Source organism: Acinetobacter sp. YH12235 (genome assembly GCF_013417705.1).
GTDB lineage: Bacteria > Pseudomonadota > Gammaproteobacteria > Pseudomonadales > Moraxellaceae > Acinetobacter.
On record NZ_VPDL01000003.1, the window covers coordinates 102,081 to 116,957 of the forward strand.

The 14,877-nt window shown below is 44.0% G+C and carries 14 protein-coding genes; 8 read left to right on the plus strand and 6 right to left on the minus strand.

Going from position 1 to position 14,877, the window contains the following annotated elements:
- Positions 1-316 precede the first annotated feature (316 nt).
- Entirely contained in the window at positions 317-1,447 is a 1,131-nt protein-coding gene (locus FTV13_RS02870; protein ID WP_180010934.1) for an endonuclease/exonuclease/phosphatase family protein, read from the minus strand.
- A gap of 188 nt (positions 1,448-1,635) precedes the next feature.
- Here FTV13_RS02870 and asd point away from each other — a divergent pair, with 188 nt between their 5' ends.
- The 5 genes from asd to truA all read left to right on the plus strand — a co-directional run bounded on the left by asd (position 1,636) and on the right by truA (position 7,722).
- Complete coding sequence (asd, locus tag FTV13_RS02875; protein ID WP_180010936.1) at positions 1,636-2,754, plus strand: aspartate-semialdehyde dehydrogenase; 1,119 nt, start codon at positions 1,636-1,638, stop codon at positions 2,752-2,754.
- Between the two features lie 138 nt (positions 2,755-2,892).
- Positions 2,893-4,497, plus strand: coding sequence for a FimV family protein (locus tag FTV13_RS02880; RefSeq protein ID WP_180010938.1), 1,605 nt, complete (start codon positions 2,893-2,895; stop codon positions 4,495-4,497).
- Between the two features lie 65 nt (positions 4,498-4,562).
- A complete protein-coding gene (locus FTV13_RS02885) occupies positions 4,563-5,891 on the plus strand; it encodes a fimbrial protein FimV (RefSeq protein WP_180010941.1) in 1,329 nt (442 codons plus the stop codon).
- A gap of 46 nt (positions 5,892-5,937) precedes the next feature.
- The gene (locus tag FTV13_RS02890) at positions 5,938-6,906 is read left to right on the plus strand and encodes an asparaginase domain-containing protein (protein ID WP_004781859.1); all 969 of its coding nucleotides are present in this window, start codon (positions 5,938-5,940) and stop codon (positions 6,904-6,906) included.
- Positions 6,907-6,924: 18 nt separating this feature from the next.
- Positions 6,925-7,722, plus strand: a complete 798-nt coding sequence (gene truA / locus FTV13_RS02895; RefSeq protein ID WP_159123637.1) for a tRNA pseudouridine(38-40) synthase TruA — start codon at positions 6,925-6,927, stop codon at positions 7,720-7,722.
- Between the two features lie 108 nt (positions 7,723-7,830).
- On the opposite strand, the gene FTV13_RS02900 is transcribed toward truA, so the two are convergent.
- Entirely contained in the window at positions 7,831-8,838 is a 1,008-nt protein-coding gene (locus tag FTV13_RS02900; RefSeq protein WP_004781856.1) for an AraC family transcriptional regulator, read from the minus strand.
- A 231-nt stretch (positions 8,839-9,069) separates the two neighbouring features.
- Between FTV13_RS02900 and infA the strand changes: the two genes are divergently transcribed.
- Both infA and FTV13_RS02910 read left to right on the plus strand, forming a co-directional pair.
- Positions 9,070-9,291, plus strand: a complete 222-nt coding sequence (gene infA, locus FTV13_RS02905; RefSeq protein WP_001284370.1) for a translation initiation factor IF-1 — start codon at positions 9,070-9,072, stop codon at positions 9,289-9,291.
- Positions 9,292-10,009: 718 nt separating this feature from the next.
- A complete protein-coding gene (locus FTV13_RS02910) occupies positions 10,010-10,423 on the plus strand; it encodes a hypothetical protein (protein WP_159123639.1) in 414 nt (137 codons plus the stop codon).
- 63 nt (positions 10,424-10,486) lie between these two features.
- Here the strand turns inward: FTV13_RS02910 and leuB are convergent, their stop codons facing one another.
- From leuB to leuC, 4 genes are all read right to left on the minus strand, one after another.
- A complete protein-coding gene (leuB, locus tag FTV13_RS02915; RefSeq protein ID WP_180010943.1) occupies positions 10,487-11,566 on the minus strand; it encodes a 3-isopropylmalate dehydrogenase in 1,080 nt (359 codons plus the stop codon).
- A 41-nt stretch (positions 11,567-11,607) separates the two neighbouring features.
- Complete coding sequence (locus tag FTV13_RS02920; RefSeq protein ID WP_179992832.1) at positions 11,608-12,171, minus strand: hypothetical protein; 564 nt, start codon at positions 12,169-12,171, stop codon at positions 11,608-11,610.
- A gap of 88 nt (positions 12,172-12,259) precedes the next feature.
- A complete protein-coding gene (leuD, locus tag FTV13_RS02925) occupies positions 12,260-12,910 on the minus strand; it encodes a 3-isopropylmalate dehydratase small subunit (RefSeq protein ID WP_005232352.1) in 651 nt (216 codons plus the stop codon).
- A 21-nt stretch (positions 12,911-12,931) separates the two neighbouring features.
- Positions 12,932-14,365 (minus strand): 3-isopropylmalate dehydratase large subunit, encoded by a 1,434-nt coding sequence (leuC, locus tag FTV13_RS02930; protein WP_180010945.1) that lies wholly within the window; start codon positions 14,363-14,365, stop codon positions 12,932-12,934.
- Positions 14,366-14,627: 262 nt separating this feature from the next.
- Between leuC and FTV13_RS02935 the strand changes: the two genes are divergently transcribed.
- Positions 14,628-14,864 carry a DUF2061 domain-containing protein gene (locus FTV13_RS02935; RefSeq protein WP_159123642.1) on the plus strand — a complete coding sequence of 79 codons (237 nt, stop codon included), beginning with the start codon at positions 14,628-14,630 and terminating at the stop codon, positions 14,862-14,864.
- Positions 14,865-14,877 lie beyond the last annotated feature (13 nt).

The following is a 14,877-nucleotide window of genomic DNA, read 5'->3' on the forward strand; positions in this document are numbered from 1 at the left end:
AATTTAAATTTTATTTTAATAATCAAATAATTATAATAAAAAAATAAGCTGAAAATAATTTAACCCGGGTTCTACATCCTGTAAAACCCGGGTTAATGAGGTTGTGCTTTCATATGTTATAATTGCTTCTTCGTTGTTGTGATTTCCCTTTCAGCATCATTTCCATGATGTTTTCATTCAGCTTCGTCTTCCTTATGAGAATATCCTTTCTCGACTCCCTGTGCTGATGAGCTTAGAATACGTGGATTCCTCTGTACTGCCCATTCGCAAGAAGCGGAAACTGCTGTAAGCAATATCGTACACTTTTCAGCTAAAACTATAAGAATTTCCCCTCATTCTTATAAGCCATCGCAATCTTATCAGTGACTTTTTTCTCTTCTTTCTCTGCCTTTTCAATTCCTTCCTGAATCGCTTCTTTGGCTTCCTGATCATCCTGATCCGTTTCTTCCAGCGCTTCCTGATGATGCTCAAATACCCGCCCAGTTTGTAAAACCAGATAAACCGGAAAATGATCTGACCCGACGTGTTTTAAACGCTCCATATGCACCAGAGCGAAATCGGTGCTGTGAAACACATGGTCAAGCGACCAGCGTAATAAAGGATAATCGGCATGGAAGGTATTTACATAGCGTCGACCGACACGTGGATCCAGCAAACCGCTGATACGCTGGAATAAACGTGTCGTGCGTGACCAGGCCACATCATTCAAATCTCCCATCACAATGCAGCTTTCATCCAGATCCTTAATCTGATCCCCTACAATCAGCAGTTCTGCATCACGTAAGGTTGAATCTTTGGCTTCAGTTGGACTTGGCGGTTTCGGATGCAGACAATAAAGCTGTACCGGCTGTCCGGAACGTAACATGACCTTGGTATGAATCGAGGGAATTTCATCACTCAGAATAAATTTAACCTCGGTTTCACTCAGCTCAAGTTTGCTGTACAGATGCATGCCATACAGATTATCCAAAGGTACGGGCACCCGATAGGGATAATCTGGCTCAATGACAGCCAATGCATCCTGCCATGCCTGATCGGTTTCCAACGTTAAGACCAAGTCTGGCTGATGGGTCTGGATCTGTTCAATCAGTAAATGATATTTAGTATTGGTGGTCAGAACATTTGAAACAATCAGGGAAATCTGACGATCCGGATCCAGCTGATCCTGCTTGACCTGCTTGACCTGTTTTTTCCAAACAAAGGTATAAGGCAAGACCATTTTCAGCTGATACGCCAAAGCAGCGATCAGGCCGACAAAAAGCAGCTGATTGAAGGCCGTCCATGGGTGATCGACCAGGAGAAAAAGAACAAAGGCAATGAAGCCCAAAACCAGAATCTGTAAACGTGGAAAATCTGCACCACGAATCCACCATTCATCTCGGGGAATCAGCGACCAGAAACTTAACCAGATGACCACGATTGCCATGATCTGGATAAACCCTACCATAAGATACACTCTTTACTAAGTTATTATTTTTTCTAAAAGAAAAATTGCTTTATCAATTTTGTATGTATCATAAAGCAGATATTTCGCTCAAGAATATTGATGTTTTGATTGTGTAGCTCTTGCAGTCACGTCCCTTTTTGATACACTCGAATCCCTTTTGATTTTTTAACGCACCGAGGCAAAGTGACATGAAAGTAGGTCTGGTCGGTTGGCGCGGGATGGTGGGTTCCGTCCTTATGCAACGTATGGTTGAAGAGAATGATTTTGCTCATTTTGAGCCATTCTATTTTTCTACCAGTAATGCGGGTGGTGAAGCTCCGGCATTTGGTGGTAAGACTGCCCCAGCACTTATGGATGCAACAGACATTAACAGTCTGAAGCAAATGGATGTCATTATTACCTGTCAAGGTGGCGATTACACCACTGAAGTTTTCCCAAAAATCAAAGCTGAAGGCTGGAATGGCTACTGGATTGATGCAGCATCTACCCTGCGTATGGATGATGAAGCAATCATCGTACTTGATCCGGTGAACATGCATGTGATCAAAGACGGTCTGGTCAAAGGCACCAAAACTTTCGTGGGCGGTAACTGTACTGTTTCCCTGATGTTGATGGGCTTAGGTGGTCTATTCCAGAACAATCTGGTGGAATGGGCAACTTCAATGACTTATCAGGCAGCTTCTGGTGCTGGCGCGCAAAACATGCGTGAGCTGATTACTGGTATGGGTTATTTATATAACAATACCAAAGACTTGCTGGATGATCCACGTTCTCCAATTCTGGACATTGATTCTAAAATTGCTGAATTGCAACGTGGTGAAGGCTTCCCGTCTGCAAACTTCGGTGTACCTTTAGCAGGTTCTCTGATTCCATACATCGACAAGCAGCTGGAAAGCGGCCAGTCTAAAGAAGAATGGAAAGGTCAGGCTGAAACCAACAAGATTCTAGGTAACCAGCAGATCGTACCGATTGATGGCCATTGTGTACGTATCGGCGCAATGCGTTGTCACTCTCAGGCATTAACCCTGAAACTTCGCAAAGACGTTCCACTGGATGAGATCGAAGATATCATTGCAAATGCAAATGACTGGTCTAAAGTTGTGCCAAACACTCGTGAAGCCTCAATGACTGATCTGACTCCTGTTGCAGTGACTGGCACATTAACTGTACCTGTTGGTCGTCTGCGTAAACTGAACATGGGTAAAGAATACCTAGGTGCATTCACAGTAGGTGACCAGTTACTTTGGGGTGCTGCAGAACCTTTACGTCGTATGCTGCGCATCTTGATTGACTATAAAAACTCTTAAGTTTCCGTCAGGAAATAAAGCATGAAGCCGATCTTTATTGATCGGCTTTTTTGTGTAACTATTGCGTAAGTATTTTACAAAAAACAAACATCCCGTTAATCTATAATTTTCGCTATGCGATAATGACTGAGCTCACAGATGACTGTATATAACAAATTAAAGCTTGCCATTTTAGCCATTGTTGCTTCACAAAATATCTATGCGATTAATGTAGATTCGGTACAAATCCAGTCTGCACCTGGGGAATTGCTTTATGCGGAAATGAATTTCCGTCAATCAGATATTAACTTGCCCATTGAGGTAAGTTTAGCCTCGCCAGAAGACCTGATTTCTATGGGCGCATCGCATCAGCCACCGGGTCATTTGAATTTTTTCACCCGTCGCAACAGTAATGGAACTGGGGTTATTACCATTACCTCCTCGCGCCCGGTTACTGATCGTGAATTAAATATCATTGTTAAAATCAAGGAAGGCAATGCAGCACGCCTACAGCATATCCGTACTGCATTAAGACCTAAAACTGATTTGTTACAGGCCAGCCTGAAACAGACTGAACAGCCCCTCGCGCCTGTCGTAGTCGTGAGTGAAAAAGATATTGCCCTGAACTTACCGGTGAGTACGCGTTATACCAATGCACAATCCAAACCAACCACCCCGTTTGTGGCAGAAAAACCGTTAGCCTTACAAAACACAGCACCTCCTGCATTATCAGCCAGCTCTATCCCTAAAACAGCGTTAGCTGCTGTGACCCATGAGCCGACATCGAGTATTGCAGCTCAAGTCACAAGCCCAACAAAACTTAATACTGAAACTGCGGTAGCAGCGACAAGTCATAGTTCACAGCAAGCTGGCAATGTAAACACTGCGCCAGTGAATACTTCATCCAAAGCAGCTCACGCGACTGCGGCTCAAGCAGATGCAACGTCAAACTTACAGGCTGCAGCTACAAAAATTCAGGCTGAAACAAAACCAGCTGAAATTACAATAGATCCAACAAATAAAAATGCAGCCTCAGCGCAAGTTTCTGCACCGACAAGCACTGAAAACCAGATGGTGTCCAGTGATCCACTTGTCAAAAAATATGCAGAACAACAGGCTCGCAAGCAGGCGGCATCCAGCACTGCACAGGACAAACCAAATTTAGCGACTAAAACTCAGGCACAGCCGGCAGCCATCAAACAAAGCACCTCAACCCAGATCAAGCCGACGTATGTGGTACAGTCAAATGAGTCGCTTTGGGGCATTGCTTCCAGGATTGCCAATGAACAGCAGCGTCCAGTAAGTGAGGTCATGCAGCAGATCAAGCGTGAGAATGAACATGCTTTTATTGGGGGTGATGCTAACCGCTTGCGTAAAGGCGCAGCACTTAATTTAGCGACCGTTCATACTGCGAAAACTCCGATACAGGCCTCAGCAATTAAGTCTGCTCAAGCACCCTCTAAACCTGCTGCAAAAACCAAATATCGCCTGAATGAGGCTGAAATGAGCCTGGTTGCCGAGAATCAGCGTGATTCCGGCCAGGTTTCTGCCAACTCAAACACAAAAGAAAATCGAACTTCGAAAGAGTTGTCATTAAAAGTTATGACAGCCCGTGAAAAAACCGTTAAATTACAGAGAAACGTAACTGAACTAGAATTGGCACTCAATCAGAAGGATCACAGAATTCAATTATTAAATGCTCGTCTTGCCCAGCTGCAACAACAGCTTAAAGCACAACAGGCAGATAAAAAGCCAATTAATTAAAAAGTTACACATGACGATTTATTGGGATAGGCGAACTTAAGGACTCTATCCCCAAGGGGTAAAACATGCTGATTTATGTGATTCCATTAGTGATATTGATCATCGTATTAATTGTCATAAAAAAACGACAAGATGCTCAAGAATCAGATAAAGCAAAAACTAAAACTGTAAAAGTGAAAAAACCTGGCGCTGCGTCAAAATCCACTTCACAAAGAACCAAAGTGGTCGAGCCAGCCGGAGTCGTTAAAAAATCAGCAACGCCTCTATCAGCAGAGACACGCAAGAAAATTGAAGGTCTGATTCAGGAACGTAATTTCTTTGCAGCTGAAGCGCAAATCAATCAGGCACTGAATCGCGATAATTCTCAACATGAGTTGTATTTACTGCTACTCGACATTCATATCCTGCAAAAAGATGAATTTGCGATTTCACAGCTGATTAACCATGTCCGTTCTCTAGGACTGGAAGATATTCTGACTCAGGCTGAGGTCAAAAAGCGTGAGTTCGAAAACTCTTCGGTAGCTGTTCAGGATACTATTGATTTCCCAAGTGCTCAGCCACAAACCCCTCCTGTACAGGAAAGCAAACCTTCTACAGATGCCTTTGCAGACCTGGTTGCCGCTCCCGCTTCAAACGAACAGGCATTTGATGCCTTACAACAGGAACTGCAACCGAGCAAACCAGCTGCTGTAGCGGAACCAGTACCTGATATCCAACCCTTAGAGTTCAACTTTGAACCGAAGATTCCAGCGGCTGAGCCAGTAAAAACGGAAGAAGTTCCGCCTGTATCAGATAATTCAGTTGAATTTGATCTTCAGATGAATACTGCTGAAACCCAGACTGCTCCAACAGCAGCAACTGAGTCAGCACCGGTTCTGGATTTTAAGCTTGAGCTTGAACCATCTATATCCTTAAAAACAGAATCAGCGCCTGCAACAACAGAAGAAATCCAGCCTTTAGATTTCTCTTTCTCTTTAGACACTCCAATACCTGCAGCAGAAAAAACAGCCGAACCTGCGACTGAGTTTGACCTGTCTAGCCTCGATATTGCAACGCCTGCAACTGAAACGCCTGCTGCGACTGAAACATCTGGACTAGATTTTAAACTTGATAATGTCGAAGCTGTAAAAGAGGCTCCTGTTTCTACAGGGGTGAATTTTGAGATTCCGACAGCGCCTGTGACTTCAACAACCGATCAACATGATCCATTGGTGCAGTCCTTCCCGGAACTGATGGAAGTTAATGAAGCGGACCTTAACCTGGAGCTGGCACAGCAATATATCCAGTTAGGCGCTTATGCAGCTGCCCGTGAAGTCATAGCTGAACGTGAAGCTGAATATACAGCAGCACAACGTCAGCAAGCCGATCAGTTGCTGAATCAAATCGCATCTTAATCAATTTCCCTTTACACTAAAGCAGTCACATTTGGCTGCTTTTTTTATGATGAAAGATATTGCACTGATTTATATGGGCGGCACCTTTGGCTGTGTCGGTGATCCGCTCGCCCCTATGTCTGCCGATTTATTTATTCCAAAACTGGAACAGCTACTTACAGATCAACCGTTCATTCAGTATTACTGCGCTCCTGTGATTAAGGACAGTAGTGCCTGTACTGCTACAGACTGGTTAGAACTGGTGCAATTTATCCAAAATCTGCAATCTGAACAGCAGATACAACATTTTGTGATTATTCACGGGACAGATACCCTGAGCTATGCCAGCGCAGTATTGGCACATTTTATGGGGAATTCGGCTCATATTGTGCTGACTGGCAGCCAGTATCCCCTCCTGAATGCTGAAGGCGATGCGCAACGCGAATTTAGCGATGCCATGGACAATCTGAGCTTTGCGCTCGCTTCAGTAACTCAGTGTAATGCAGGTGTTTATCTGGCTTTTCATCAGCAACTGATTCATGCTCAAACTGCCTTAAAGCAACATACCACTGAGCTGAATGCCTTTACTGGTCTGGATGCGCATATCGCTATTCAGGCCAACCAGCAAAGTCATCAGGTTACAGCAGACGATATTGCCAAAGCTCTGGATTTTAACTGTATGAGCTTGATGATGCAGCCGATCGATTTAGTTCAACAGTTCAATAATCTGAAAAATATTTTGGCCTATCCTCCGCATTTTCTATTCCTGCAAGGCTTTGGAACCGGCAATCTGGCCGTCAATCCAGAGATCGTAGATTTTATCAATCAGCTCTATGCCAAAGGCTGTATCTCGGTCTTAACTACTCAAGTGCCTTTCGGTGCCACCGATCAGCGTTATGCCATTGCTGAATGGGTGCATGATTGCAAAATTCTACTCAATGAAAGTTATGGCCATGCTGATCTTTATGCAAAAGCCCTAAAAATGTATTTACAATATGACACGGTAGAACAATGGCATGCCCATTGGTACGATTAGTCAGGTTTCGAGGTCATTATGCAGCGTTTTGCGGTGGGAATTGAGTTTTGTGGAACGAATTATCGAGGTTGGCAGACTCAACAACCGGGCGTAATCAGTGTTCAGGAAACCATCGAGAAGGTTCTCAGTAAAATTGCCGATGAACCGATTATTCTGCATGGTGCAGGCCGAACCGATGCCGGCGTGCATGCGACCAATATGGTCGCACATTTTGATACCCATGCCTTGCGTTCTGAACGAGGCTGGTTAATGGGCTCAAATAGCCAGTTACCTAAGGATATCTCAATCCAATGGATCAAGGAGATGGATGATGGCTTCCATGCACGCTTTAAAGCACAGGCACGCCGTTATCGTTATATTGTCTATAACTATCCGGTACGCCCTGCCTTGCTGCATAAACAGGTCACTCATATTTACTATCCACTTGATGTCAAAAAGATGATTGAAGCGGCTGCAAAGTTTGAAGGCACACATAACTTTGAGAGTTTCCGTGCAGCAGCCTGCCAGTCCAATCAGCCGGTACGTCACGTCCGTCACTGCCGCCTGATCCAGCATGGGCCTTATCTGATTCTAGATATTCAGGCGGATGGCTTCCTGCATCATATGGTACGCAATATCATGGGCTGTTTGCTGGAAATCGGCCAAGGCATGTATGGGGTTGACCATATTGACCATATTTTTGCAGCAGAAGATCGTAAAGCAGCCGGTGTTACCGCACCACCGGACGGTCTGTATTTTATCCAGGCTGAATATCCAGAGTATTTTGACCTACCCAAAGTACCTTTGGGTCCATACTGGTTAAATATGCCGGAATAAGCTAATTATTTTTAATTTTTAAATCCCTCCTAACCTCCCTTTGAAAAAGGGAGGAACTCCTCTCCTTTATTAAAGGAGGGGTTGGGGGAGGATTTTAGATTTTAAAGATTAACGTTGTTTCCGCTTTCGATATTCAACCGGTGTTTCATTGGTCCAGCGTTTAAACGCACGGTAAAAAGTACTTGGCTCCGAGAATCCAGTCAGATAAACAATCCGCTCCACACTTTCATTGGTACTCGCCAATAGACGTTTAGCCAGACGACAGCGATAATCAGACAGAATCTGCTGGAAACTGGTATTAGCCTCACTGAGCTGGGTACGTAAACGGCGTGGAGTAATATTCAGTTGAGCGGCTACAGTTTCTAGCGTTGTTTCACCACTTTCTAAAGTAGAGCCAATAGCCCGACGCACTTCCCCGACTAAATCGTAACGAGCCAGTTCCTGTAATTTTTCAATTGCCAGCTGTTCATGTAGCTGCAACAGTTCCGGCTCTGCCTGCCAAAGCGGGAAATCCAGAATACTGGGATCAAAATACAAACGGGTTTCTTTCTGGCCCAGACTTACCGGACATTCATAAACCCGGAAATATTCTTCATCTGCCGCGCCTTTGGAAAAATTGAAATCGATATAGATCGGTTCAAAACGGCCTTCAGTAATAAATTTAAAGAAACGCAACACACCTGACATCGCACATTCGGTAAAGTGACGATTGACCAGACTTTCAGCAAAAGGCTGTTCACCATTGGTCAGATAGCAGCGATCATCTTCGACCACCAGCTTGGCATGAAAGGCATCACTGATCAGACGCTGATAAGCCAGTGCACGTTTCAAGCCTTCACCAAAATTCTCTGATGAAATAAACAGATGCTCGATCACCTGTCCGCGATAGAGCGGCAAATGTTCACCCAGATGCAATCCGATATCCGGGTCCTTACTGACCTCTTCTGCTGCAACCCAGAAGGCATACTGAGCACTAAGCGGAGTACGGTCATTGGTCTCCACCTGATTTAAAGCGACTCCTGCTTTTGTCAGAAGTTCTTCTGTTGGCAAACCTGCACGACGAATCGCCTGATAGCCTAAACGCAATACGACTGATGCATCCGTTAGCTGACTCACTCAAAAACCTTCCTTGTATGTACTTCATTTATACTTAAAAAGATTGAAATTAGATTAACTGTGATTGACCAAACTGACAACAGATACCACACGCTTTTTAGTTAAAAAGTTTAAACTCACACTTCGCTTATTTTACTGACAGATGATCAGTCTAACGCCCGTTACACCTTGTGTTTTGCGAAAAAATTGACTATAATTTGCGCCTTTCCAATTTATTCATTCAGGTAGGCTATGGCCAATAAAGAGGAACTCATCGAGTTCGAAGGCGTTGTCACCGAGACGCTTCCTAATACTATGTTCCGTGTACGTTTAGAAAACGGTCACGAAGTAATTGCCCATATTTCTGGTAAAATGCGTAAACACTATATTCGTATTTTGACTGGCGATAGCGTGAAGGTCGAAATGACTCCTTATGATTTGACTAAGGGTCGTATCACATACCGTGCGCGCTAAGTTTTAGCGGAAGCAAAAGCCACTTATCCAGTGGCTTTTTTATTGCCTTTTCTTTTATATCAACTCCCCTGCACATTCCCTATACTGCATTCGAAGATAATAATTTCTATTTTTCCTCTAATAAAAACAGTGAATCATTCATGCAAAAAATCTTGCTTTCTCTGATCCTAGGAATCAGCCTGACTGCCTGCGCCACTACCAATTCGACAAAATTACGACAAATAGATCAGCAGTTATAGCAATATATCGGCCAATCTGCAGAGTCGATTCGCAAGGATCTGGATTTAACTGCACTCGGTTTTAAGACCTCAAAAGCACCTGTACAAACGGAAAAATGTCTGAGTTATACCGTACTTCGCACCATTGAACTTCCGCTGGGAACACCGGCCATTCAGCAAAGTGTCAGTATAGATGCCCCTGTACGACTCGCAACTGCACCCGGCCCGGGTTATCAGGTTGAAATGCCCTGTCAGATTCATTTTCAGCTAGAACAAGGGATTGCTCAATCCGTGCAATATAGCGGACGTGCCTGTTAAGACTTATTTTTGCGTTTTATTCATTTTAAAGTGGATATAAGAGCGTTCTAAGTTGTCTTGAATTTGACAGCTACAGCTAACTGCCTGATTGATCCTGTCTTGCCTAATAATAAATTACAACAGTTCCTCTCACACTTTGCTACTACACTGTTTTTAAGCGTTCCTTGAGTAGGAGTGATGTGATGTTGTTAAGCAAAGGTACTTCTCTGGTATTGGGCTTGAGCATCCTGTTGCTCGGTCTGTCAGGGTGTGCACAAACACCTACGATCAGCCAGACTGACCGTGAAACTTATTTACAGCAATTTATTGGGCAGAGTAGCCAGTATATTGATCGCAATTTAGATCTGAAACGTTTGGGTTATCAGCAAATCAGTGAACCTGAGCTCAGCTCCCAACAGCTCAGCTATGTCGTGGAACGTCCTGTGACCGTTCCCTTACCGATTGCCCAGTTTCCGGCAGCAGGTACTGGCACAGTTCCGGTTCCAGTCACTGTGAGTCCTGCATCAGGTTATGATGTGAATTTGCAATGCAAGATTACCTTTTTGCTCAAAGACAATATTGCAACTTCTGTCAGCCTTTCGGGTCGAACCTGTTAATCAAAATCAGTCGTAAAAAACGCAGCTCAAGGCTGCGTTTTTTACGTGGAACTAATGTGTAACTTAGTTCAATGCAGTTACCACTGCCTGACCCATTTCCACAGTACCCACTTTAGTCATGCCTTCAGACATGATGTCAGCAGTACGCAGACCTTGGTCTAAAACATTACCTACCGCATCTTCAATCGCTTTAGCTGCAGCTTCTTCACGGAAGGTATAACGCAGCATCATGGCTACCGACAGAATGGTTGCCAATGGGTTTGCCAGGTTTTGACCTGCGATATCTGGTGCAGAACCATGGCAAGGTTCATACATACCCTTACCATTTTCATCCAATGATGCTGATGGCAACATACCGATTGAACCAGTCAGCATTGCAGCTTCATCAGACAGGATGTCACCGAACAGGTTAGACGTTACGATCACGTCAAACTGTTTAGGCGCACGTACTAATTGCATCGCAGCATTGTCTACATACATATGAGACAGGTTAATATTTGGATATTGCTCTTCTTTCATTGCAGTCACGGTCTGTTTCCAAAGCTCAGTCACTTCAAGCACATTGGCTTTATCAACTGAACATACTTTACCGCCACGCAGACCAGCAAGTTCGAACGCAACTTTGGCAATACGCTTGATTTCAGACTCTGCATAAACGTCAGTGTTGAAACCTTGTTTTTCGCCATTTTCCAGTTCACGGATCCCGCGTGGTTGACCGAAGTAAATACCACCAGTCAATTCACGTACGATCAGGATATCCAGACCAGAGACAATTTCCGGTTTCAGGCTAGAAGCATCAGCCAATTGCGGATAAAGAATCGCTGGACGCAAGTTTGCGAACAGATTCAATTCACTACGTAATTTTAACAGGCCACGTTCTGGACGGATTGAACGCTCAATCGTATCCCATTTTGGACCGCCTACAGCACCGAGCAGAATCGCGTCTGCTTTTTTCGCCTGTTCAGACGTTACGTCTGGGTAAGGTGAACCATGTGCATCAATCGCAGCACCGCCTAAAAGACCTTGTTCCCATGTTAAACCCAGATTGAATTTTTCATTAACTCGTGTAAGCACCTGTTCTGCGGCTTTTACAATCTCAGGGCCAATACCGTCACCAGCTAAAATCAAAATTTGTTTAGACATGAGCTTTTCCATTTATAAGGTCAGGCATCCACCTGACTAAGTTAAATTTTTTTTTCTACAAACTCTGCAATGCCATTGATGACATTATAAGGTTTGCAAAAACGACGAATCACTTTCTGCTCTTGCAACAGGTCCACACACAATGGATCAGGTGCAGAGGCATTTAATAAACTGGTGCTACGTGCATTTCGGTCACGGAACATTTTCAGGGTATAGCGTTTATTCGCATTAAACTGCTGGAACAGATGCAAGGTTTCGGCCTTATCCTTGCTAATCGGATAGAAACGCACCACCAGTTCATGCTGCCCTTCCGGCACAGATAAATAAATTGGATTATCCTGTTTCAGGTTTTTGGCCTGCAAACGAACCAGACGCTGATCCAGCGCTTCTGGGCTGATTCGCTTGGTGGCCTCATCCACAATCATGGTCCGATTTAAACGTTCAAACTGACAATCCGGTGTGCCTGCACAATAAATCAAGGCATTGGATTTGCTTTCTGCATCTTCTTTGGCGTGTTTAAGTTTGAAGGTATCAATGCTCTGACACGCGGTCATCAGCACTGATACTGCACTTAGAGCAAGCCACTGTTTCCAATACGTTGCCATGATGTCTGTATTAACCTATCAAAAAAAATTAATAATCTTCTGATATTAGCAAGGCCTTCGCAGTCATGCCATGACAATTTTTGCTGTTTTATGAATGAATTTCAGCAAATACCCATGGGCGTGATTGTTTGGTTTTTTCTTCATAGGCCCGAATATCATCTGCCGCCTGCAAAGTTAAGCCAATATCATCCAAACCATTTAACAAACAATGCTTACGGAATGGGTCCACTTCAAACTTGAAACTTTCGCCATTTGGTGTACGAACTTCCTGCGCTTCCAGATCAATCGTTAGCTGATAACCTTCAGCTGCTGCACATTCTTTAAATAACTGATCAACCGTTTCTTCCGGCAAGATCACCGGCAACATGCCATTTTTAAAACAGTTATTAAAGAAAATATCAGCAAAGCTTGGTGCAATCACAGTACGGAAACCGTATTCATTCAATGCCCACGGCGCATGCTCACGGCTTGAACCGCAACCAAAGTTAGCACGAGAAATTAAGATGGATGCACCTTGATAACGTGGCTGGTTTAACACGAAGTCCGGGTTAATCGGACGAACCGAGTTATCCTGACCCGGATAACCTTCATCCAAATAACGCAATTCATCAAACAGGTTTTCACCGAAACCGGTACGTTTGATCGATTTCAAAAACTGTTTTGGAATAATTAAATCTGTATCGACATTGGCACGGTCTAAGGGTGCAACAATACCTTGTTCAACGGTATAAGCTTTCATATTTCTGCTCCTGCGTACCAATTAAAATGAACGGACATCAACAAAGTGACCGGCAATCGCCGCCGCCGCCGCCATGGCTGGGCTCACCAAGTGGGTACGACCACCATTACCTTGACGACCTTCAAAGTTACGGTTTGAAGTTGAGGCGCAATGTTCGCCTGGCTGCAATTTGTCAGCATTCATTGCCAAGCACATTGAACAACCTGGTTCACGCCATTCAAAACCAGCTTCGATAAAGACTTTGTCCAAACCTTCAGATTCTGCCTGCTGTTTCACTAAACCCGAACCCGGAACGACCATGGCCTGCTTAATGCTAGAAGCCACTTTACGGCCTTTGATTACTTCAGCCGCAGCACGAATATCTTCGATACGTGAGTTGGTGCAAGAACCGATGAATACACGGTCTAACTGAATATCTGCTAAAGGCTGACCTGCAGTTAAGCCCATATATTGATAAGCACGGTTCCAGTCATTGCGCTGTACATCATCTTTGGCCTGTTCCAAAGTTGGAACCGCTTGAGACACCGGAATCACCATCTCAGGAGAAGTCCCCCAAGACACTTGCGGTTCAATTTCTTCACCTTGTAACACTACAACTGTATCGAAGTGAGCACCTTCGTCGGAGTGCAAGGTCTTCCAGTACGCAACCGCCTGATCCCATTGCTCGCCTTTCGGTGCATATGGACGGTCTTTAACATACTCAATGGTTTTTTCATCGACTGCGACCATACCGACACGTGCACCCGCTTCGATTGCCATGTTACACACGGTCATACGGCCTTCAATCGACATGTCACGGAACACCTGACCACCAAATTCAATCGCGTGACCTGTACCGCCTGCAGTTCCGATTTTACCGATAATGGCTAAAACCACATCTTTCGGTGTTACGCCTTGACCCAATTTACCGTCAACGCGTACCAACATATTTTTCATTTTCTTCTGAACCAGGCATTGGGTTGCCAATACATGTTCAACTTCTGATGTTCCAATCCCGTGTGCCAAGCAGCCAAATGCACCATGTGTTGCAGTATGTGAGTCACCACATACAACGGTCATACCTGGCAAGGTTAAGCCTTGCTCAGGACCAACAACGTGCGCGATGCCTTGACGAATATCGTTAATATCAAATTCAACAATATCGAACGTCTTACAGTTATCATCCAGGGTTTGTACCTGGATACGTGAAGTATCATCTTCAATCCCAGCCACGCCCTGCTCACGCTCTTTTTTAGAGGTCGGTACGTTATGGTCAGGTGTCGCAATATTGGCACTTAAACGCCATGGCTTACGGCCAGCAAGTTGTAAGCCTTCAAAGGCTTGTGGCGAAGTCACTTCATGCAATAAATGACGGTCGATATAAAGTAGAGCTGAACCATCATCTCGTTGTTTTACTAAATGGTCATCCCATAACTTATCGTATAATGTTTTTGCTGTTTGGGTCTCGCCTGCCATGTCGATGTGCTCCACTGGACTGGGTAAATTCTTTCGCTAATTTTGATTATATCGCTGCATTCACATAAATCTAATTTATCATTTTTATTAGTTAAAAAACTTTTTGGAATCTTTTAAAACTTAAATTAAATCATGGTTTAGCTCTCTTTTTATAAATCTAATTTTCCGATCGTTTTATTAAAAATATTCGTTTTTACAAATTAAATGAGAATTATTATTATTTCCTCATCGGCACAGATCATTTGTTTTGAGGAAGATCCACATGGCACATATTCAACGTTTCGTAGACAACAATCAGCGCATGTTCAAAAAGACATTTAGCTATTACATCATGCACATCACTGTCGCGATGTTAGTGGGCTATTTTGTCACAGGCAGTTTAACCATGGCGATTGCCTTGAGTTTATTAGAACCGACTGTACAGGCAGTTGCTTTCTTCTTCCACGAGAAAATCTGGGAAGCAAAAAGCCAGCAACAGGATGAGGAAATCACCGCATAATTTTTTGTCGATC